This is a genomic window from Mesorhizobium tianshanense (assembly GCF_007830515.1).
Taxonomy (GTDB): domain Bacteria; phylum Pseudomonadota; class Alphaproteobacteria; order Rhizobiales; family Rhizobiaceae; genus Mesorhizobium; species Mesorhizobium tianshanense.
The window spans coordinates 1-20,934 of record NZ_VLKT01000059.1 but is presented as its reverse complement, the minus strand read 5'-3'; the positions used below and the strand labels follow the sequence as shown (position 1 = coordinate 20,934).

The following is a 20,934-nucleotide window of genomic DNA, read 5'->3' as shown; positions in this document are numbered from 1 at the left end:
TCCGATGGAACTATCTGAAATGCCGATGTCTTTTCGTGCGGAAGGATTCAGATGCCGGCCGGTCAAGACGGCATCTGAAATACCGCCACACTTGTTACTCCCACGGGTCAGGTGCCAAACTATCTCACGACCAGCAACGAGCGATGAGCAGCGAATGGTTTCGCGCTTCAGCCACGAGGCGCGGGAGGTTTTGAAAGCCGTGACCACATCAGCCGAGAACGGACGGAAAAATGGGCAGCCTGCCATGCACACACTACCGGTGGTTTCGCCGCAGGCGTGGAAGGCGGCCCGCGAGCAGCTGCTCGTGAAGGAAAAGGCCCAGACCCACGCCCGCGACGCTCTGGCCGCCGAGCGTCGGCGGATGCCGTGGATGGCCGTGGAGAAGACGTATGCGTTCGAGGGGCCTGACGGAAAGGCAAGCCTGCTCGACCTGTTCGACGGTCGGCGTCAGCTGATCGTCTACCGCGCCTTCTTCGAGCCGGGCGTGTTCGGCTGGCCCGACCATGCCTGCCGGGGCTGCTCCCTGGTGGCCGACCAGGTCGCCCACGTCGCCCACCTGAACGCCAGGGACGGGCGCCCTTGGCGGCATGGTTGCGGGCTTCCTGGAGGCGTGTTTACGACAAATCAAGGGTCTCGCTTCGACTGCGATCGAGCATTATGATGTAGAGCTGAGCGTCTCTGCTCGTCTTCTCAGGAAAAGCTACCTTCGATTCGAGTATTTCTTCTACTCTTCCCTCTGAAATCGCAGCCATCGAAGTTTCCTTAGCTATTGTCTGGATTAGAGCATTAATGTGATCCGTGATTTACGTCTTAACTTGAGTTAATATTTACACATGCTGTTTCAGATGATCGTATGTCACATATTGTTTCAACTATTTGTATCGGCATGGCTATTGCTAATTATTAGACTTAATATATCCGGCGCAACCGCAACCATATTAAGTAAACTAGCATCTAGTTTGATAATTCTTCTTCGTCTGTTCAGGCTATTCGCAAACTGTTTGTTCAAGACTCCAGGAACCGCGAGCTAGAATCAAACGATGAATATTAGCCTATGGATTAGCTGAGCTAATGAGTTTCGCATTGGAACTGAGGGACTGAATCGAAAGCTATGATTTCGGGCTTTGCCAGACCCCGCACGGGAAGCCTGAAGGGAGCGATGGAAACCCACGCGTGGCCGACGCAAGGTTAAGGGCGCATGAAGGGGTCCCGCGCTGGATCAATCAGACTCAGAGGATTTCGAACTGCTCGGCTAAAGACGGGTTCGACTGGAGGCCTACCTGGCCTGTCGCTTCCGCTTCATTGGGATCATTTCGATACCGCCCAACACGACGCCGGCAGCGATCGCGGTGGTCGATGAAGCAAGCGGCCACCCGGTCGAAAAGGCCGATAGCCCCGTCGGCGTGGCGAAGCAGCAAGGCGCCGGCATCCGAGGTGATCGCCCCACCGTCGAAACCGGCGACAACTTTGTGGGCGTCGAAGCCTTCAAATTCGAGCTGGTCAGAGATACAGTGTGTTTGCATCGGACCCCGTCCTTGGATCTGATAACTCTTTGTTGCAAAAGCAGTTTCTCAGATTCTCGGGGCCGATGCACCCCCTCACTTTGAGATATTCAGGCTAGGGGTTCAAATCGGCATCGAAGGCACAGTTGATGTGTTTCCGCCGAGTTTTGCGACGCGGGTGCGCAGTTGCATGAGCAGGTGGACGCCACGGGGCGTCCACTGCATCTGTTGCTTTTTGGCGAAGCGCTTGGCGATCACCTTGTTGACGGTGGACTCAACGAAGGCGGTCGAGACACGCCGAGCCCCCAGCCTAACTGCCAACAGCCACCTACGGGTCCAAGAATCGCCACTTACGCCTGTGGCTTCGGCGACACCGCTTTGGAGCGCCGCCAGCGTATATAGCCGACAAGCGCCGCTAGGCTGAGCGTTCCGACGATCATCACGAATGCAGCGGCCGCGACAGCTGGGCTTATGTTTTCCCGGATCGATGAAAACATCTGTCGCGCGAGGGTACGCTGGTTTGGTCCCGCCACGAACAGTGTCAGCACGACTTCGTCGAGGGAGGTCGCGAACGCAAACACCATGCCCGTCACCAGGCCTGGCATGATGGTCGGCAAAGTGACGAAGCGGAAGACGCGGGCAGGCGGGGCTCCCAAGCTCGCCGCCGCCCGTTCGATCCACGGATCCATGCCGTTGAGCGATCCCGAGACACTGACCACGACAAAGGGTACGCACAGAACCGCGTGAGCGATGATCACACCCAGATAGGTGCTTGACAGGCCGGTACGCACATAGAGCATCTGCAGCCCGACGCCGAGCACCACGGCAGGGATGACCATGGGCATCAGGAAAACCGTGCGGATCGTGCTGGAAAACGGCAGCCAGGCGCTGCGCAGGCCAAGAGCGGCCAGCGTGCCGAGCACGGTTGACAGGATGGTCGCGCCGGCGCCGATGATCAGGCTGTTGACGATGGAACGACGCCACGTCTCATTCTCCGACAGTTCGACGAACCAGCGCGAGGAAAAGCTCTCGATCGGATAGTTGAGGAAGATGCTGGAGTTGAAGGCAAGCGGCAGGATGGCGACGACGGGGGCGAGCAGAAAGAAGACGACGGCGGAGCCGAACACAATCTGGGTGGCGCGCAAAGCCTGGCTTGCTTGACTGGGCATTGCTCAGTTTATCATCATCGTCGGCGATCGCGACAGCCGGCCATAGACGAAATAGAGCAGCGTCGTCACCGCCAGCAGGATGAAGCCGAGCGCCCCCGCCATTCCCCAGTTTGCGGTGCCGGTGGCGAAGAAGGCGATCACCGAACTGATCATCTGCTCTTCGGCGCCGCCGACCAGTGCGGGCGTGATGTAGTAGCCGAGAGCGACCATGAACACGAGCAGGCAGCCGGACATCAGGCTGGGGAAGGCCAGAGGCAGCAGCACGTGGCGGAAAGCCTGCAGGCGTGTCGCCCCGAGCGATGCCGCGGCGGGCAGCAGATTGTTCGGGATGGCAAGCAGGCCGCTGTAGATCGGCAGCACCATAAACGGCAGCAGGACGTGGGTCATTGCGATGACAACGCCTGTCCGGTTGAAGATCAGCTGCACCGGCGCGTCCGTCAGGCCGAGGGCGATCAGGGTATCGTTGATGATGCCCTCGTTCTGCAGGAGGATGAACCAGGCGGCCGTCCGCACCAGGAGTGAGGTCCAGAGCGGCAGCAGCACGGCGATCAGAAGCAGGGTGCGTACCCAGCCGCCGCTCGCGGCGATGATCATCGCGTAAGGCAGGCCGATCGCGGCGCAAAGTAGCGTCACGGCAGCGGAGATAACGAAGGTCCGGGTCAAGATCTGCCGGTTGGCCGAGGCGCCGCCTTCCGCCTGGGCGATGTGGCCGCGCGCGTCTCGCGTGAGATCGACCGCCGCCAAGAGGTTGCGATCGGTGTAGAGCGGCATAGCCCTTCTTATCGCCTGCCAGTACTTCGGATCGCCCCATCGCTGGTCGATCCCCACAAGGGTGAGCGTGCTGCCTTCCGGTGCGCCGCGGACCGCTGTCGCCGTGCGGGACATCAGGGAGCGGAAACCCGAGATCTCGCTGTTGAGCCGTCGCACGGCGTCGCCGAAATCCATCTGCTGCGCCGGCGCGCGCAAGTCGGCGATGAGGGCCGCCTGCATCGCCGCCGTTGGCCCGCTCTCCCCATCCCAGTCCGACAGCGCTGCTGCAGTCTCGGGAAGGACTCCCCGCACCGTGCCGTCCGTCACGGCCGCCTGCATCATCGTTGCCAGCGGCCAGAAGAAGAAGAAGAGGACGAAGCACATCAGCGGCGCGACGAGCGCGATTGCGCCCAGACGCGCCCGCAGCGCCGATCTCACTGCGAAATAGCCGTGCATTCGGCCGGCTCGAAACTCGCAAAGGCGGCCGCTCCGACCGGCCAGATGGCAGATTTGCGATCGACCTTTGAAACGAGCTCGACACCCTCGCCGAAGACTTTCACTCTGAGGTGATCACCCTGATACACCGTATCCTGGACGGTGACGGGAATCGCATTCGCTGCGGCAGGTGATTGCGACAGCCGCACCCGTTCGGGCCGCAGGCTGACCAGCGCATGCCCGCTTGCCTCCATCGCCTGTGGCTGCATGATGATAATTGAAGCTCCACCCGTCAATTCGAAACGGGCAAGGTCGCCGTCGCGACCGCGCAGGATGCCGCTGAGCAGGTTCGTCTCGCCGATAAACTCGGCGACGAACCGCGTTCGGGGGCGGTCATAGATCTCGTCGGGCGAGGCCAGTTGTTCGATCTTGCCGGCGTTGAACACCGCGATGCGGTCGGACATGGTCAATGCCTCGCCCTGATCATGCGTGACGAAGACGATGGTCAGGCCGAGATGGCGGTGCAGCTCACGAAGCTCAAGCTGCATGTGTTCGCGCAGCTGCTTGTCGAGCGCGCCGAGCGGCTCGTCCATCAGCATCACCGTGGGCTCGAAGACGAGCGCACGGGTCAACGCAACGCGCTGCTGCTGCCCCCCCGAAAGCTGCGAAGGCTTACGGTCCTTGAGCTGGGTGAGCTTGACCATGTCGAGCGCCCGCCCCACACGAAGTGCGATCTCGGCCTTCGGCGTCCCGCGCATCAACAGCGGGAAAGCGACATTCTCGGCCACGGTCATGTGCGGGAACAAGGCGTAGTTCTGGAAAACCACGCCCATGTTGCGCAGATGTGCAGGCAGATGATTGATCCTCTTGTCCTGCAGCCGGATCGCGCCGCTGGATGGCGCCTCAAAACCGGCCAGCATCATCAGAATTGTCGTCTTGCCGGATCCGGAGGGGCCAAGCAGGCTCAGGAACTCGCCTTTGGCAATCTCGAGGTCGAGCAGATCGACCACGGTGAGTTTGCCGAATGCCTTTGAGACCTGTTCAAACTTTATCAATGCGGTCAAACATCCCTCTCGTCGTTATGGAGCGCCCCGGCGCAACCTTCCCGCAAAGCGAATGATCCGCCAACCTCTGTTGGCGGATCATCTGTAGCGTGAGTTCACTCCGCAAGCCAGGCATTGAAGCGGCTTGTAAGTTCCTCGATATTGTCGACCCAGAAGGCGCCGTCGAGCGCCACCGCCTCGGCCAGATTGGCCTCCGCGGTCGGCAGTTCCGCGGCCTGTTCGGCTGGCACCAATGCCGCGGCGTCCTTCTGCGGCAGACCGTAGGCGATGTGTTCCGGCAACTGGGACTGGTTCTCGGGCTGGCTGGCAAACGCTATGAAGTCCATCGCCGCATCCGTGTTGGGGCTGCCCTTCAGGATCACCCAGCTGTCGATGGCATAGATGCTGCCTGGCCACACGATTTTGAAGTTCTTGCCTTCGGTCTTGTTGATGCCGGAGATGCGCCCGTTATAGGCGGTGGTCATGGCCACTTCGCCGGAGGCCAGCAGCTGGAGCGGCTGCGCCCCGGCTTCCCACCAGACGATGTCAGCCTTGATATCACCGAGCTTCTTAAAGGCGCGGTCGACACCTTCGGGCGTGCGCAGCACGCCATAGACATCGGTCGGTTTGACCCCGTCCGCCATCAGGGCAAACTCGAGCGAGTATTTCGGCCCGCGGCGGAAGCCACGTTTGCCGGGGAATTTCGTGGTGTCCCAGAAATCGTTCCAGGAGGTTGGCGCTTCCTTGAGGCGGTCCGCGTCATAGCTGAGCGCGGTCGACCAGACGATGGCTCCGACGCCGCATTCGTGGACTGCCGCGTCGAGGAACTTGTCCTTGCCGCCGACCTTGTCCCAGTCAATCGTTTCGTAGAAACCATCCATGCAGCCGAGTTCGAGTTCTTCCGTCTCGACTTGAACGACGTCCCAGTTGGGCGTGCCCGCCTTCACCTTTGCCGCGATCACTCCGATGCCGCCGTCCCAGCTCTCGTCGAGCACCGGCTTACCGGTCTTTTGGCTGAACGGTTCGAAATAGATCTTCTTTTGCGCTTCCTGATAGTTGCCGCCCCAGGACACGATGGTTAGGTCGCGGGCTGCGGCGCTTCCTGCCACAATTGACAATGCCAGGGTTGCCGCGCCGAAAACGCTTGTTGCTCTCTTTAGAGTCATGGCCTTCATCCTTGTTCTCCTCTGGACGAGCATAGGAAAGCACAAGGTGCTTCCCTGTAAACAGTTTCTATGCAGCGGTCCTCGGAGCGCGGTGAATATAATGAACTCAATATGTGGGCGGCGTGACCGCGCTGATGATCTCGCTCGGCGTATCAGCCATGTTGCGAAAGCGGTGAGGAACGCGGCTGTCGAAATAATAGCCATCCCCGGGTGTTAGGACTCTGCTCTGATTGCCGACGGTGACCTCTACAGCGCCAGCCACGACGATGCCTGCCTCCTGCGCGTTGTGTTCAAACGCATCGCCCGAATCCGCGCTCGGAGCGTAGGTCTCCCGCATCATCAAAAGGTGCCGGTTTGGAAAGTTGATACCGATCATCCGATAGGAGACGGATTCCGAATTCCCGATTTCAGCGCAGTCTCCGGTTGGATAGAAAGGCGAATAGGGCAGGTTCGACCGGATGCCGGAAAAGAAACCCGGCAGCGTCGTGCCGAGCGCGTCAAGGACAGCCGCAAGCGTGTCGACCGTCGGACTGATGCGGTCGCGCTCGATCAGCGAGATGGTGGAATGCGAAATGCCTGATCGCGCGGCGAGTTCCCGCACGCCCAGATTACGTCGGCGACGAAGCTCTCGGAGATGTTCGCCGATCTTGGACATATCCACACGGCCCACGCTGTTTGGGCTTCGACCATAATCTGGAACTGGTGAGGATACTAGACGAACCGAAGCAGCCGATTGCGGGCTCGGCGGCGTTCAAACACAATCGGTCGCGACAAGTGGCATTGAAGAGCATGGAGGAAGAATGCCGTTCGACAAAGAACTGGGTCGGAAAGTCCGCCATCTGAAAGTACCGGTCGAGCACGGTTCTCAGGACGCTGCAAGGATCGAGCAGACTGTCAGGGAAGTAATTACGGGCGTTCGCTCTCGCGGCGATGCAGCACTGAGGGAATACACCCGCGCTTTCGACCAGGCGGAAATCGACAGTTTCGAAGTGAGTCTGCCGGATCGGGAGGCGGCAGTGGCCGGGCTCGACGCGCAGACTGCCGCCGACACGCGCTTTGCCATCCAGCAAGTGCGGGCCTTCGCGCAGGCGCAACTTCAAACGATTCTGCCGCTCGAGATTGAAACCTTGCCGGGGCTTCACCTCGGTCATCGGGTCATTCCGATCGAGCGAATAGGCGCCTATGTGCCGGGCGGCCGGTATCCGCTGCTTTCTGCGCCGATCATGACGATCGTACCGGCAAAGGTCGCCGGCTGCGACGAGGTGATCGCCTGTCTGCCGCCCAACGCCCATCATGCGATGATTGCCGGCTGCCATCTCTCCGGCGCTAATCGCATTTTTCGGGTCGGAGGAGCTCAGGCAATCGCCGCAATGGCCTACGGTACGGAGTCCATTCCGACCGTCGACAAGGTCGTCGGTCCCGGCAACGCCTACGTGAACGAAGCCAAGCGGCAGGTCTTCGGCCAGGTCGGCATTGATCAGTTGGCCGGCCCGAGCGAAATCTACGTCGTCGCCGATGCAAGCGGGGACGCGGCCATGATCGCCACCGACCTGCTCGCCCAGGCCGAACACGACGTGCGTACCCGCGTCGGTCTCATTACCACCGACGAGATACTTGCCAGAGATACGGAAAAGCAAGTTGAGCGCCAACTTGCCGACCTGCCGACCGCGAGCGTGGCAGGGGCGGCTTGGCGCGATTTCGGCGAGATCGTCATTTGCGACGACGAGGCCACCATGATCGCCTACTCGGATATGATCGCCGCCGAGCACCTTCAGGTGCATACGTCCGACCCGCATGCGACGGCGGCGAAGCTGAGAAACTACGGCTCCCTTTTTATCGGGCCGCTGGCCAGCGTGGTCTACTCCGACAAATGCTGCGGAACCAACCACACCCTGCCAACGATGCGGGCAGGACGCTATACGGGCGGTCTTTGGGTTGGCTCCTACGTCAAGATCTGCACCCACCAGTGGCTCGACAGGCGCGGGGTTGAAGCGGTTGCCCCACCGGCAATACGTCAAAGCGCCAGCGAAGGCCTTGAGGGGCATCGCCGTGCAGCCGCGCTACGGTTCGATCGGGTGTAGCTGGCTAAGCACAGCTTCCAAAGGGGCTGGGCTTTGGTGCTTTGATCGATTGTAAGGCTTTGTCGATAGGCGGATGCGATCGCAAACCAGACGCTCTTCGCCTGATGCCGTTCAAACACAATGCCAGCCGCCGTCATCGAATACCGAGATGAAGTACAGAGTGACGAACTGGCCGGCGTAGGAGGCAGGCCTGCGGCGGCGGGCAGCTTGACGTTGGGGTGACCTCGCAAGCCTTGGCCGCATGGCGGGCGCCAAGGCGAAAGACACGGTCAGCCCCGCTTTGCCGATCTTGCCATTGAGACAGTCCTGACGCTGGGTTGTGTGTTCGGGCTTCGCCTGCGCCAGAGCGAGGGACTGGCCAGAGCGCTGCCCTTGCCAGTCGCGAAACTCAATCACCGCCCAAAGCGAGTCCCCTGGCATTGAAAAATGTCGGAAAATCGCCTAAGTTTCTGACAATGGATAAAACATGGAAAAGTTGACTGCAAGCATCCTGAAGCACGTGGCCGAGTTGCCCGAGGGCACTCCGATTTCCGCGAAGGAACTGCTGCATCTTGGCTCGCGTGCCGCTGTCGACCAGTCGTTGTCTCGTCTCGTTCAACGCGGACGACTGCTGCGGGCAGGCCGCGGCCGGTACGTACAGCCGGTCACATCTCGCTTCGGCGCCCGGCCGCCGTCGGTCGAGACGGTCCTGCGTGGCCTCGCGGCCTCATCGGGGGAACTCATCGCCCCACATGGTGCAGCAGCGGCAAACGCGCTCGGCCTCACGACACAGGTGCCAGCGCGTTCGGTCTATCTTACCTCAGGGCGCAGCCGTCAGTTCAAGCTTGGCAATCAGACTATAGAGCTTAGGCATGCTCCGGCATGGCAACTCGAAATGACCGACAAACCTGCTGGTGAAGCAATTCGGGCGCTTGCCTGGCTGAGAAAGAGCGCAGCACCGATGGCGCTGCAAACTCTGCGTCAACGTCTTCCCAGTCCGGTCCTTAAAGAGATCGCGAGCGCCAGACCTCGCATGCCGACCTGGCTTGCCGAGCAGGTGAGCCAGCTTGTCACCCATGGCTGAGCACTTTCTTCGCCTTCCATCGGCAGATCGCAGGGAGGCGCTGGAAGTGGCTGCCGCCGCTTCGGGACGACCTGTCCATCTCCTCGAAAAAGACGTCTGGGTCGTCTGGGCCCTCCATTCGTGCGATTGCGGGGGGATTTGATCGGCGATAGCCCGGACGCCATACCGACGTCGCGGAGCCAGGAGAGACGATGGACCAGGGAGATCCGAGCCCGCCTTGGCCAATGGGTGCGCACGGACGCCCTGCCGATCATGGCGGCCGCCCTCACAGAGGCCAACCTTTCGGCCGACGCGGTGGCAGAGAAAGGCAATCTTTTCATCCGATATGAGCCGCTCGGAATCGGGACGGGATACGTTCGGCCAGCCGTCATGCTTGAATTCGGCGCCCCTGCGACGGGAGAACCGTGGGAGGTATTGCCCGTCGTTTCTGATGCCGCGGCATACATCCCGGAATTGACGTTTCCCAGTGCATGGCCGCACGTCATGAAAGCCGAACGGACTTTCTGGGAAAAGGCGACAGCCATTCACGTGTTTTGCGCCCAAGGGCGATTTCGGGGCGCTGAGCGCTTTGCTCGGCACTGGCACGATATCTCACGCCTTGGCGAAGCAGGCTATGCGGCCCGGGCTATCGCGGACACTGAAATCGCCATGGCCGTTGCCCGCCACAAGACCACGTTCTTCCCCGAGAAAGACAGCGCCGGTGATTTGATCGACTATCAGGCGGCAGTATCAGGCGCATTGTCCCTCGTACCTGACGGTTCGGCCTTGGAATTGCTGGTTGAAGATTATCGCAAGATGGTGGACGATGGGCTGTTGCTTGATGACGCCGAGCCATTCGATGTTCTCATCGAGCGGTGCCGGCAGATTCAGGAGCAAGCCAACGCCAAGCTCAGGTTGTGAACAGACTTGGACGCGCGATGCCGACCTGGCCGAAGGACAAGCTGCTGAAACACGGACCGGAGCTTCCGATAAAGGAGCGAGTCCGGCGTTATCAGCACAATATCCGCGCGATCCGAGAATCCGGCTGCGCCATACCGCCGTCCGCTTGTGTCGACACGCTCGATCCGGCCGAAATTGAACTCTGGTTTGCTGACAACTCCAACAGGATATCCGCCTGGGCAAGGCCATCACAGGTCTCGCAGCACTGCCTAGGCACCGCTGGGCGGGCACTGAACAAACGGATCAACCGGGTCTCTGACAAACATATTCTGCACGTGATGGCCGGACCCCTCATGTAGGCTATGGGAGACTCCTACATTTGCGCCCGATTAGGTCGGGTTATATACGGCGACGACACGCTCATGCGCAGCGAGATTGGGATGGCAGTCAACTTCAGCGAGCTTCTGGAGGCGTTGGAATTCGTGAGTTCCGGCGGAAGCGGCGAAAATACGGCCTATCTGTGCAAGGAGACAGGCAAGATCTACTGGCATTCCGATTGGGCGGACGATCTCGAAGAACTGCCTGACGACGTCGAGGACAGCGAGCAATACATCCCTGTCCCCGACAAGAGAGAACTCGATCTTGGCAAGCCGCTGGTACTGACATTCGCGCGCCACCACCTGCCCGACGATTATGACAAGGTTCGGGAGATCTTCAGCCGGGCGGGTGCCTATGCCCGCTTCAAGGATCTGTTGGAGCACAGAGGCGCCGTTGATCGATGGTACGATTTCGAGCAAAAAGCCACGGAAGAAGCGTTCAAGACCTGGTGCGCAGATAACGACATCGAGGTCAGCCGCTGAAATTGAGGAGCGGGAGCCGGAAGTTCTGCTACGAGCCTATCTTTGGGGAATTGGTGAGATCGGCGAAACGCGCGCTTCACCTGCGGCGTCTCACTGACAGGAACATCAATCGGCAAGCTGCCAGCTTTGATCTGTTCGAGGGAGGCGGTCGTCGAGATCAGTCCCTTTCCCCGTGAGGAACATGGTATTTTCCGCTTCGTATGTCGAGTGGCCCGGTCGGGCGAACGCACTACCAAGCAACCGGTGACGTGATCTGCGCGTGTGAGGATGCCTGCCATGTCATGGGTCTCGCCGCCGTGGTGATTGCGTGCATTCTGCAGCGGGCACAGACATCGAACCAGTCGTCGTCGGGGCATAGCGAACCGGCCGGCGGCTATCTGCGCGTTCTCACCGAGAAGGCGAGGGCAGGGCGGTTTTCGGTCGGGACGATGCTGATGGGCGCATTGCGGGCGAGCGGCTCGACTGCAAAGATGACGATCGGTTCGCGCTGATGCAGCGGCTTGCACGGCGCATCATGTGAGGCTATATTTTGCCTCAAATGGAATAGAGAGTGAAATGCTAGCGTTCGGAAATGTCGCCGACGTGTTGGGGCTGCCCGTTAAAGAGGTGGCGTCACGGTCGCCTTTCGGGCTGATCTCCCGGATCGAGAATGGACTTCCCATCGGGGCGCTCGAGCGCGTTGCGCATCTTCTAGCGCCTGGCGATGCTCAGTTCAAATATCGGCTGATCCCCAAGGCGACCTACGAGCGGCGCAAAACGGTACATCGTCTCTCGCCGGACGAGGGTACACGATTGGCCCGCGTGGCGCGCGTCTGGGGCCTTGCTGTCGATGTGTGGCAGAACGAAGGGGAAGCGCGCGACTTCCTGTTTCGGCCGCACCCGATGATTGAGGACAAGCGTCCGATCGATGTCGTTCTCCTGAGCGAGTTCGGCGCCGAAATGGTGGTCGATATTCTCGCAGGTCTGAAGTACGGCAGTGCTGCGTGACGGCGCAGGCTCTTGATCGCACGCTATCGTCGTTTCGCATCGGCGATCCGGCCGGCACCTACCCGATCTTCGACGCGACCGGCTCGACAATCGCGCCAGGGCGATGGAACACGCCCGGAAGTCCTATCATCTACACCAGCGAGCACTATTCGACGGCCCTGTTGGAAAAGCTGGTGCATGGCAGCGGCCGACTGCCGCCGAACCAGCACTACATCGAAATCACAATCCCGCGTGGATTGAGCTACGAGGTCTTTTCCCAGCCGTCACTGCCCGGCTGGGATACGATGCCGGCGACGGTGAGCAAGGAATTTGGCGAAACCTGGTGTTTAGAACGGCGCAGCGTCATCCTGCTGGTGCCGAGTGTCGTGGCGCGCCTCGAGTGCAATGTGCTGATCAATCCGGCGCATCCGGAGTTTTCAAGGATTCAGACAAGTCTGCACCAGCCCGTCTACTGGGACCGGCGGCTGTTTGGCGCGTAACAGAGTTGGCCGAGGCTGGCAACGAATTCACCGACGACACGGACCAGCGCGTCAGTCGTCTGTGCTTTCCCGCTGGGCAGCCCATGTGAGCAGAGCCTCCAGAGCCGGGCATAGGGCTTGGCCCCAGTCCATCAGGAAGTACTCGACTTTTGGCGGCACCTGATGGTGGACGATACGCCGCACGATCCCATCCTTCTCCAACTGGCGAAGCTGTTGGATCAGCATTTTCTGGGAGATTGCCGGGATTGCGCGCTCAAGGTCCGAGAAGCGCAGGACGTGCCCGCCAAAGAGAGGGCATGGCGTTGATTTCCCGCTAAACAACGCTAAGGGAGAACGAAGCCTGAACCCGTCAAGCCGCCCGCTGCTTACCCGACAGATTGAGCGGTTTCCGGCCGGTTGCCTTTGCGGCTCGATCCCAAAGGAAGTCGCCAGAGAAGGCAATGTGCTCCCATCCCACGGGCGACGTGTGGGCCAGCAGATCGTCGAGAATGGATTCGCCGCCTGATCTCAGATGCGTCATGGCTTCGGTCATGTAGGTCGAATTCCAGTAAACGATAGCCGCAATGACGAGGTTCAGGCCGGATGCCCGGTATTGCTGGGCCTCATGGCTGCGATCGATGATCCGCCCCTGGCGGAAGGTGTAGATCGCCTGCGTGAGAGCATGGCGCTGTTCGCTCTTGTTGAGCCCGGCCTGGCACCGTCGGCGGAGCGACGGATTTTCCAGCCAGTCGAGCATGAACTGCGTCCGTTCGATCTTGCCGATCTCCTGAAGCGCGATGTCCACCTGGTTCTGACGCTCGTACGCGGCGAGCTTCCTCAGCATCACCGACGGTGCGACATGACCGGCTTTCAGCGACGCGACGAGTCGCATCACCTCGTCCCAATGCTCGCGGATGACGTCGGCACGAATGCGTTTGCCCAGAAGCGGCCCGATCGAAGGATAGGCGGCGGGATGTTCGATCGGGATCAGCCGGCGATCCGGGAAGTCGCGCAGTCTGGGGCAGAAGCGGAAGCCGAGCATTGCGCAGAGCGCGAACACATGATCGGTCGCGCCGCCGGTGTCGGTAAAATGTTCAGCAATCGAGAGATTGCTCCCGTGATGGAGCAGGCCATCGAGAACATAGGGCGCCTCGTGCGTCGCTGCCGAGATGACCTTGACGTGATAGGGTCCATGCTGATCGGAGACATGGGTGTAGAAGCTAAACCCGGGATCGATGCCATAGCGGGCGTTGATGTCGCCGCCTGCGTTGACGCGTTTTCCGCCGCGAAAGAATTGTCCATCCGAACTTGATGTGGTGCCGTCGCCCCAGACCGCAGCGATCGGCAGGCGATGCTGGGCCTTGATGATGGTGGCAAGTGCTGCCCTGTAAGTGTCTTCGCGGATGTAAGCATCCTGGGTCCAGACGAGCTGGTCGCGGGTGACCCCTTGGCTGGCGGCGGCCATGCGGGAGAGGCCGAGATTGGTGGCATCGGCCAGGATGGCGGCCAATAGTGCGCTCTCGTTGGGACAGTTCTCGCCGGTGCGCAGATTTGTGAATGCCGCCATGAAGCCGGTTTCGCGGGCGACCTCGTGCAGAAGTTCGGTGATGCGAATGCGCGGCATCATGGCGTCGAGCCGGTCGGCGAGAACTTCAGCTTCGGCGGGCGTCGTCATTTTGACCGGGGAGATCTGTAGCCGGTCATCGACGAAGCGCACACCCTCGAGCTGATTCCGCTTGAGGCGGTACGCAAACTTTTTCAGCCGCCAATCGAGCTCCCGGCCGCGCTGTTCGAGCCATTCGTCGGCGGCTGAAGGCAATCCCAGCTTCGAAACGATTGGCGCGGCCACCGGCTCGGGCAGGAGGTAGCTGTCGAAACGACGGTAGGCGGAAGACCGCTCCACCCACACGTCCCCAGAACGCAGCTTGTTGCGCAAATGGGCAAGCATTGCCGTTTCATAGAGCCGGCGATTGATCTTGCCATCCGGGCCGATCACCAGTTTGCGCCAGTCCTTCTTGAACGGCATCGGTGCATCGGGCGGGACATCGCGTTTGCCCGATCTGTTCAGTTCGCGGAGCATACGGATTCCGGCGATCGTGCGGGCGCTTCCCCGCCCGGCTTTGAATTCCAACGCCTCGATCAGCGTCGGGGCGAACTTTCTCAGCGTCGCGTAGCGGTCGGCAGCCACTGTGAGTGGATCCACGCCGACTGTTTCAGCGAGTGCTTCGACTTCATGCCTGGCCCTGAGCAGCGTCGCCCAACCAACGGTCTCATCGACCGTCTCGATCGGATCAGAGTCGTTTTCGAGAGCAGTGGAAAGAGCGTCGATTGTGCCGCGAAACAACCGCATCAGACGGGCAACGTCCTTCGACGTCGCCGCGTAGCGGCGGGCTTGCGTGTTCTTGGCCCGGCTGAATGCCGTACCGATCAGCTTTTCGGCCATTTCGATCGCGGCGTCGGTGAGCCGTTCTTCGAGGTCGATCAGACAAGCAACCAATGTCGCCCGTCGGCGCGAAGCGGTATAGCGCTCGATCAGGTAAGCAGGGGAGGCACGCCCCTCGCGCACGAACTGCCGGTAACGGTCGGGATGCACGAAAGTGCTGAGTTTTGCCGGAATTCCGATCTCTCTGACCTGACGCAAGCGGTGGAGAATGTCGCGAACGTGATCGGGCTTCACCGCTGTCGGTATCGCCTTCAGCCAGGTGAGCGCAGTGATACCCTTGTTGGGTTCGGTGATGAGAAGCGCATCGAGCGCGTCCAGTTGCTCCGGCCGGAGGCCGGACAGAAGGGCATGAGAGGCTTGCTTTCTGGCTCGTACCCGTCCGGCGATTCCGGCACGCTCCACTGTCGATACGGAAGGAATCAGAACCCTCGCCTCGCGCAGCGCGCCGATCACGCCGGCAGCGATGACGATACCGTTGTCTGTCGCCCAAGCGGCCTTGGTGGCCGCATCGATCATGAAGGGAATATCCGCCCTGGCCGCGCCGCGAAGCCTAAGCGCCGCCGCGAGTTCACGGGTATGATCCGTCATGGTCTGTTCCCGGCTCGCATAATCGGCGAGCGTCTCAGCCGGGAGATCGAGCTGCTCGGCGATGAAGGTCACCAGTTCTCCAGGGAGAACTGCCAAGCGGCTGAGGACCTGCGCCATCCCGTCGGACCGAGACGACCTTGCCCGGCTCTATACCTTCGAATGAGGGACATTCTCGGCTATGCGCGCGTGTCAACCGGCGATCAGGACGTCGCCGGTCAGACCATGCGCCTTGAACAGGCCGGCGCCATCAAGGTCTTCACCGATGTCAAATCGGGCAAGAGCATGGACCGGCCGGGCCTCGCCGAATTGCTGGCCTATGCCCGTGCGGGCGACACGCTGGCCGTCGTGCGGCTTGATCGGCTCGGCCGATCACTGGCCGAATTGCTGGAAACCGTGAAGATGCTGCGGGCTCGACAGGTTGAACTCCTCAGCCTCGAGGAGAAGATCGACACATCCTCTGCCGCCGGCGAGTTGATCTTCCATGTCTTCGGTGCCATCGCGCATTTCGAACGACGGCTGATCTCGGAACGCACGAAAGACGGCGTGGCCGCTGCACGGGCGAAAGGGAAACGACCCGGGCGACAACCGCTCGACATGAAAAAGGTCGAGGCTGCTATCAAACTGATCATGGCCGATGTATCGCCGGCTGAAGCCGCACGGCAATTGGGTCTCGGCCGATCGACTGTCTATCGGGAAATGAGGCGACTGGGCATCAGTCGGCCGGCGTAGCGAGCATTTGCGACGCGTTGCAAACTCTCGATCGAGGGAACTTCAAGGGCAAATCGTGACGCTTCTCGGCCTTTCTCGGAGATACTGCGAAATTCAAGAAAGATCCGGATAGCGGCCCTTTCCTTTGAGCTGCCATTCGGTCGTGTCGGAACAGGTAGGGTGTACACGCGAGGGCCAAGGGCCGGCACACGGCGTTTTCAGCCTCCGACCTGCCAGCTTGAGATGGCTTCGCTAGGGTAGATGAGCTGAATGATGTTGAGCACGAGATTATCGCGGATCATGTAGGCGGAAAAGAGCTCGGTCGCGATCACGAGCACGCCGATTGCCCACACGGGAAGTGTCCGCGCGACGACAAAGCCGCCCACGCTTGCAACCGTGTCGGACACGGAGTTGATGATGCTGTCGCCAAAATAGCCCTGCGCGAGCGCCGATTCTCGATACCGATTGATGATGAAGGGCGTGTTCTCGAAAATCTCCCAGCCGGCTTCAAGCCCGAGGGCAAGCGCAAACCGGAGGCCGATGGGCGAGCCTGGCGCCGCAAGCCAGAGGATCAGATAGAATGCAATCCCGTGGAGAACATGCGTGTAGGTGTACCAGTCAGTAAGTTGCTGGGAAGTTTCCGGGCCCGAAAGGGCCCCGGACCAGAGCGTTACATAGCCGCACTCACAGATTGGCGGTTGGCCCATGGCAAGAAGAACGAGTCCCTGGAGCGCGACGATCCCTGCACCGACCAAGAGGTATGTCCTGAGCGAAATCCCCGCGGACCATTTCAGGGCAGCCTTCTGCCACGCGTTCATGCTTCGCTTCCTCCTCTGCCGCCATGCCCAAGGCCTCCACCAAGTGCAGCGCGCACTCCCGAGACACCCGTCCCTGGTCGTGATGGACGAGCGGCGCGAGATCACAAGCCTAAGACCAATCCAACAGTCGCTTCACGAGATCGGGAAGTGCCCCAGGTCCCAGCGTACGCGCCATCACGACGGTAACGGCGTAGTAGCCCCAATGCGTCACGTATGAATAGGCGAAGCCGTTCGGCACCCGCAGGATCAGATATGGGAAGGCAAGACCGAACACCGCGGCAAGCGTGGCAAACCGCGCCACGTAGCCCCACGACACATCGCCGAATGCAAGCAGAACGTGCGCCGCTCCGAACAAGGCCGCGCAACAGAGCGATATCGTGCGAAGGCTGCGGTTTTCGGCCGCCAAGGTGAGAACGAGGGCCACGACGAGGAGCTGCTGGAAAAGGATCTCGATCGATTTCGGCAGGAAGTACCAGGGTGTAGCGAACGGAAGCTCCGGCGGGGTCGTCCCCTCGCGCAGTTCGAATGGCGGCAATGCAGGAAGCACGTAGGCCGCGAACACCACGCTCGCTCCGAAGGCAAGAGACCATACGATGATGCTCGTCAGGCGATTCTCGAACATGGCCCATCTGGCGTAGCGAGGCCAGCTTGCATACTGCGGCCAGAACGCGATGGTCGCGATGCCCGTCCAAAACAGGTAATATAGCGCGATCGCTATTGGACCGTCGTTATAGTCGGATTTCTCGCCGAGCGCGGGCAGCAGGAAATAATATCCGATATCCGAAGCGATCCAGATGCCTGCAATCAACGCGATCGTGAATTTGAGCCGAGCGCGGTCGCGCATATGCGCGCTGCTGGAGGAACCGTCTGGCATGTCGTCACCTTGATCCATGAGCACCAGACGGCCTTGCCCCGCTCGGTGCGCGGGAACAGCGATCATGCTGGAGACGTGGGACCTCTGGCGACGGCAAGCTCAGCGAGTCCCGAACAGGGTACGCCGCCGGTCGTCGTATTCTTTCTGGTCGATCTCTCCCTTTGCGAACCGCTCCTGAAGGATGTCGATGGGGCTCTGCCGCGACGGCGCGTCGCGACGCTCGCCTCCACCGAAGCCACGGGCAAGCAAAACCACAAGAAGGATGATCCCACCCCAAAACACGACCATCATGACGCCGCCGAAGGCCATGTGCCCCCATCCCCAGTTCGACATCCACCACTCTCGATTGTCAAAACCTTGCGCGAAAGCGGGGTTCGCCACAAAAAGCGTCGTCGGCCAGATGCCGACTGCCATCAAAAAGGATTTCATGGTCCATACTCCTGCACCAGCGCCGAACTCGCATGGGCTAAGCCGAACTGCTGGACTGGCGCCAATTGTAGTTGATTGTGACAGGTAACGCCCGGCTCTAAATTGATCTGGGTCAGACGATCGTCGATCCACCGCAGCTGCAAAGACACGGTGGCGATTGACAAGAGTCCCCTCTAACTGTCCGGCAATGATGTGAGCCGCGGCGATCCAACGCAGAATTGGGTGGTTCTTTGCTTGCGAGGAAGTCTTGAAAACGTCGAACGACGCCACGCGGGGGTGGCTGCCACAGAACATGGAAAAGCTCGGGCGCGAACGCTCCCTGGCGCGCGGCGAGATCCTGTTCCACAAGGACGACGCGACGGTCGGAATCTACGAGATCGAAGAGGGTCAAGTGCGGCTATCCCGAATCGATCAGGCCGGCCGCGAGATTGTTCTTCATGTCGCGGGCGCGGGCGATCTCATTGCGGAAGCGTCGCTTTTCTCCAAGGTCTACCATTGCGATGCCGTCGCCGTGACCGACGCCCGCGCACGTCTCTACCCCAAGGAAGCGCTTCTCACCGAGTTCAGGCGCAACCCCAAGGCGGCGGAGGCATTCGCGTCTAGGCTTGCACATGAACTGATGGCGCTGAGAACGCACCTTGAGTTGCGCAACATCCGTTCTGCGCGTGAGCGCCTGCTGAACTACCTGGCGCTGAATGCGGGAGCCGACGGACGCACGATCGCACTGCAGGGAACGGTGAAGGATCTCGCCGCACAACTCGGGCTCACCCATGAGGCCCTCTACCGCACGCTTGGCCAGCTCGAGGCCAAAGGGACAATCGCACGCACGAAGGACAAAATCGTCCTGAAGAAAGCGACCGACGTATGATTACAATCATATGGGCCGTTGTTCCTTCCGGGTAAACTGTTGTGAATTGTTCCAGTTTTTTCCGGGAGATTCCAATGAAACCCTCGAACCGCAAGCTCGCGATCATTTCGGCGACCGGCGCCGTTGCGGTCCTGTCGGTCGTAGCCCTGGTCCTGCCGATCGGCGTGGCATCTTCCCAGCAACCGCCCATGATGGACCACACCATGCCTGGACACGGCCAGATGCAGGGCATGATGCAGCAGCGCCACCAAGAGATGATGCAGATGCATGGCCAAGGGACGATGCAGATGGCCATGGGCACACCGACCATGCCCGGCCAGGATGCATTCGGCGCCATTCAGGAAATCGTCCGCATGCTGGAGGCCGATCCCGAGACCGACTGGTCGAAGATTGACCTCGAGGCGCTGCGCCAGCATCTGATCGATATGAACGAGGTGACGCTCAAGGCAGACGCTGCGGCGACTCCGATCGAAGGCGGCCTGGAGATCACCGTGACTGGAGAGGGCCGTACGTTTGCCGCCATTCAGCGCATGGTGCCGGCCCATGCTGAAGAGCTCAATCAGATGAACGGCTGGAGTGCCAAGACCGAAGCGTTGCCCGATGGCGTGCGTCTGACGGTCACGTCGAACAGCACAAGAGAGGTGGCGCACATCCGCGGTCTCGGCTTCATCGGACTGCTCGTGAGCGGGTCGCATCACCAGCCGCACCACCTGGCGATGGCAAAGAAAGAGATGCCACACCAACATTGAGTTCATGGCAGCCCATACTCGTTTGATTCAAATCAGGGCGGCGGGGGCCATGACGACTATGTGAGGACTAAAGGTAAGGACGCGTCGTTTTGCGCGAGGATGGTCCCGGTTACGGAGCTTCCTTGCCGCTGCATTCCCGACTTCGGCGATCCCGCGCTGATACCCGAACTGCGCAAGCAGCATGTCACGATCGACGTTAACGGTCCGTCGGCATGGGCCTGGCTGCTCTGGCGCGTTCCGTTCCCGATCCTGATCTTTCTCGGCATCATGGTCGTCGGGGGCCTCGTCAGGTTTGTGGGCGGATCGAGGGCATCACCAGGGTCTGCTATGCCCACGCATGGGCTGATGGGACTTCTCGCCGGTCTTTTCGGCAAACGACAGCCGGCGCCGAACCCACCTCACGGCAGTGACGAAACGAAAAATCAGTAGTCAGCTCCCACGGGAGACCGAGAAAGTTCGTCGGTCTCAAGCCGGCCGTCGCGCAGCCGGAATATGTGATCGAACCGGTCCAGGATCATCTCGTCGTGGGTGACGACGATAATGGCTGCGCTCTGGTCGATCGCGATCCGCCGCAGCAAGTCCATCACGATGCGGGCGCGAACCGAATCGAGCGGCGCGGTCGGTTCGTCGGCGAGGATGATGCGCGGTCGATTGGCGAGCGCGCGGGCGATGGCCACCCGCTGGGCCTCGCCGCCGGACAGTTGCGCGGGCATCGCGTGCTTGCGGTGGCCGACCTCGAGGTAATCGAGCAACTCGACGGCGTGCTTATGCGCTGCCGCGGCGCTAAATCCCGCAAGGTGGAGCACCACGGCCACGTTGTCGGTGGCATCGAGGAACGGCAGTAGATTGGGATACTGGAAAATGAAGCCGATCTTGTCGAGCCGCAACCGACGCAGATCTGCCTTGAGCCATTGGTCGTCATAGACGGCTTCGCCGTCGAGCGTGAGCCGGCCGCCGCTCGGCTCCAGGATGCAGGCCATGCAGTTGAGCAGCGTGGTCTTGCCCGAACCGCTCGGCCCCATCAGGCCGACGACCTGGCCGGGAAAGACCTCCATGTTGATATC

21 protein-coding genes and 5 pseudogenes are annotated in these 20,934 nt (G+C 60.7%); 14 read left to right on the top strand and 12 right to left on the bottom strand.

Annotated elements, in window-relative coordinates; translation table 11 throughout:
* Positions 1-199: 199 nt before the first annotated feature.
* Positions 200-571 (top strand): annotated as a pseudogene (locus IQ26_RS32035) (DUF899 family protein); the annotation flags it as partial.
* Between the two features lie 772 nt (positions 572-1,343).
* Here the strand turns inward: IQ26_RS32035 and IQ26_RS32030 are convergent.
* The 6 genes and pseudogenes from IQ26_RS32030 to IQ26_RS32000 all read right to left on the bottom strand — a co-directional run.
* Positions 1,344-1,523: pseudogene (locus IQ26_RS32030) on the bottom strand (transposase); the annotation flags it as partial.
* Between the two features lie 329 nt (positions 1,524-1,852).
* Positions 1,853-2,671: an ABC transporter permease gene (locus tag IQ26_RS32020; protein WP_145722379.1), complete on the bottom strand. Its 819-nt coding sequence runs from the start codon at positions 2,669-2,671 to the stop codon at positions 1,853-1,855.
* A 3-nt stretch (positions 2,672-2,674) separates the two neighbouring features.
* Positions 2,675-3,877 carry an ABC transporter permease gene (locus IQ26_RS32015; protein ID WP_145722378.1) on the bottom strand — a complete coding sequence of 401 codons (1,203 nt, stop codon included), beginning with the start codon at positions 3,875-3,877 and terminating at the stop codon, positions 2,675-2,677.
* A complete protein-coding gene (locus tag IQ26_RS32010; RefSeq protein WP_145722377.1) occupies positions 3,856-4,920 on the bottom strand; it encodes an ABC transporter ATP-binding protein in 1,065 nt (354 codons plus the stop codon). Before IQ26_RS32010 ends, IQ26_RS32015 begins: the two co-directional genes overlap by 22 nt.
* A gap of 95 nt (positions 4,921-5,015) precedes the next feature.
* Entirely contained in the window at positions 5,016-6,074 is a 1,059-nt protein-coding gene (locus IQ26_RS32005) for an ABC transporter substrate-binding protein (RefSeq protein ID WP_407660267.1), read from the bottom strand.
* A 97-nt stretch (positions 6,075-6,171) separates the two neighbouring features.
* Positions 6,172-6,720 carry a cupin domain-containing protein gene (locus tag IQ26_RS32000; RefSeq protein ID WP_145722375.1) on the bottom strand — a complete coding sequence of 183 codons (549 nt, stop codon included), beginning with the start codon at positions 6,718-6,720 and terminating at the stop codon, positions 6,172-6,174.
* 145 nt (positions 6,721-6,865) lie between these two features.
* On the opposite strand from IQ26_RS32000, the gene hisD reads away from it, so the two are divergent.
* The 9 genes and pseudogenes from hisD (at position 6,866) to IQ26_RS31955 (ending at position 12,414) form a co-directional block, all read left to right on the top strand.
* Entirely contained in the window at positions 6,866-8,146 is a 1,281-nt protein-coding gene (hisD, locus tag IQ26_RS31995) for a histidinol dehydrogenase (RefSeq protein ID WP_145722374.1), read from the top strand.
* A 104-nt stretch (positions 8,147-8,250) separates the two neighbouring features.
* Positions 8,251-8,521 (top strand): annotated as a pseudogene (locus tag IQ26_RS31990) (transposase); the annotation flags it as partial.
* Between the two features lie 91 nt (positions 8,522-8,612).
* Positions 8,613-9,209 (top strand): DUF6088 family protein, encoded by a 597-nt coding sequence (locus tag IQ26_RS31985; protein ID WP_145722373.1) that lies wholly within the window; start codon positions 8,613-8,615, stop codon positions 9,207-9,209.
* Positions 9,202-10,109, top strand: a pseudogene (locus IQ26_RS31980) (nucleotidyl transferase AbiEii/AbiGii toxin family protein). The gene IQ26_RS31985 and the pseudogene IQ26_RS31980 overlap by 8 nt, the downstream one beginning before the upstream one ends.
* 17 nt (positions 10,110-10,126) lie before the next feature.
* Positions 10,127-10,447, top strand: coding sequence for a hypothetical protein (locus tag IQ26_RS40710; protein ID WP_240547330.1), 321 nt, complete (start codon positions 10,127-10,129; stop codon positions 10,445-10,447).
* Positions 10,448-10,528: 81 nt separating this feature from the next.
* Complete coding sequence (locus IQ26_RS31970; RefSeq protein WP_145722396.1) at positions 10,529-10,948, top strand: UPF0158 family protein; 420 nt, start codon at positions 10,529-10,531, stop codon at positions 10,946-10,948.
* Between the two features lie 257 nt (positions 10,949-11,205).
* A pseudogene (gene repC, locus IQ26_RS31965) lies at positions 11,206-11,439 on the top strand (replication initiation protein RepC); the annotation flags it as partial.
* Between the two features lie 64 nt (positions 11,440-11,503).
* Positions 11,504-11,935, top strand: coding sequence for an antitoxin Xre-like helix-turn-helix domain-containing protein (locus tag IQ26_RS31960; protein WP_145722371.1), 432 nt, complete (start codon positions 11,504-11,506; stop codon positions 11,933-11,935).
* Positions 11,932-12,414, top strand: a complete 483-nt coding sequence (locus tag IQ26_RS31955) for an RES family NAD+ phosphorylase (RefSeq protein ID WP_145722370.1) — start codon at positions 11,932-11,934, stop codon at positions 12,412-12,414. The genes IQ26_RS31960 and IQ26_RS31955 overlap by 4 nt, the downstream gene beginning before the upstream one ends.
* Positions 12,415-12,465: 51 nt before the next feature.
* On the opposite strand, the gene IQ26_RS31950 is transcribed toward IQ26_RS31955, so the two are convergent.
* Positions 12,466-12,735 carry a winged helix-turn-helix transcriptional regulator gene (locus IQ26_RS31950; protein ID WP_145722369.1) on the bottom strand — a complete coding sequence of 90 codons (270 nt, stop codon included), beginning with the start codon at positions 12,733-12,735 and terminating at the stop codon, positions 12,466-12,468.
* Positions 12,736-12,763: 28 nt separating this feature from the next.
* Positions 12,764-15,541 (bottom strand): Tn3 family transposase, encoded by a 2,778-nt coding sequence (locus IQ26_RS31945; RefSeq protein WP_276316451.1) that lies wholly within the window; start codon positions 15,539-15,541, stop codon positions 12,764-12,766.
* 42 nt (positions 15,542-15,583) lie between these two features.
* On the opposite strand from IQ26_RS31945, the gene IQ26_RS31940 reads away from it, so the two are divergent.
* Positions 15,584-16,153, top strand: coding sequence for a recombinase family protein (locus tag IQ26_RS31940; RefSeq protein ID WP_145722368.1), 570 nt, complete (start codon positions 15,584-15,586; stop codon positions 16,151-16,153).
* A 197-nt stretch (positions 16,154-16,350) separates the two neighbouring features.
* Here the strand turns inward: IQ26_RS31940 and IQ26_RS31935 are convergent, their stop codons facing one another.
* From IQ26_RS31935 to IQ26_RS31925, 3 genes are all read right to left on the bottom strand, one after another.
* The gene (locus IQ26_RS31935; RefSeq protein WP_145722367.1) at positions 16,351-16,950 is read right to left on the bottom strand and encodes a DUF2585 family protein; all 600 of its coding nucleotides are present in this window, start codon (positions 16,948-16,950) and stop codon (positions 16,351-16,353) included.
* Positions 16,951-17,059: 109 nt separating this feature from the next.
* Positions 17,060-17,824 (bottom strand): hypothetical protein, encoded by a 765-nt coding sequence (locus tag IQ26_RS31930; protein ID WP_145722366.1) that lies wholly within the window; start codon positions 17,822-17,824, stop codon positions 17,060-17,062.
* A 99-nt stretch (positions 17,825-17,923) separates the two neighbouring features.
* On the bottom strand, positions 17,924-18,238 hold the full coding sequence (locus IQ26_RS31925; RefSeq protein WP_208760261.1) for an SHOCT domain-containing protein: 315 nt from the start codon (positions 18,236-18,238) through the stop codon (positions 17,924-17,926).
* A gap of 262 nt (positions 18,239-18,500) precedes the next feature.
* On the opposite strand from IQ26_RS31925, the gene IQ26_RS31920 reads away from it, so the two are divergent.
* The 3 genes from IQ26_RS31920 to IQ26_RS31910 all read left to right on the top strand — a co-directional run bounded on the left by IQ26_RS31920 (position 18,501) and on the right by IQ26_RS31910 (position 20,299).
* The gene (locus IQ26_RS31920; RefSeq protein WP_145722365.1) at positions 18,501-19,121 is read left to right on the top strand and encodes a Crp/Fnr family transcriptional regulator; all 621 of its coding nucleotides are present in this window, start codon (positions 18,501-18,503) and stop codon (positions 19,119-19,121) included.
* A gap of 74 nt (positions 19,122-19,195) precedes the next feature.
* A complete protein-coding gene (locus IQ26_RS31915; RefSeq protein WP_145722364.1) occupies positions 19,196-19,870 on the top strand; it encodes a hypothetical protein in 675 nt (224 codons plus the stop codon).
* A 99-nt stretch (positions 19,871-19,969) separates the two neighbouring features.
* Positions 19,970-20,299, top strand: a complete 330-nt coding sequence (locus IQ26_RS31910; protein ID WP_145722363.1) for a hypothetical protein — start codon at positions 19,970-19,972, stop codon at positions 20,297-20,299.
* Here the strand turns inward: IQ26_RS31910 and IQ26_RS31905 are convergent.
* A partial coding sequence (locus IQ26_RS31905; RefSeq protein WP_145722362.1) for an ABC transporter ATP-binding protein occupies positions 20,293-20,934 on the bottom strand: 642 nt, incomplete at its 5' end. The two genes, IQ26_RS31910 and IQ26_RS31905, sit on opposite strands and share 7 nt — an antisense overlap.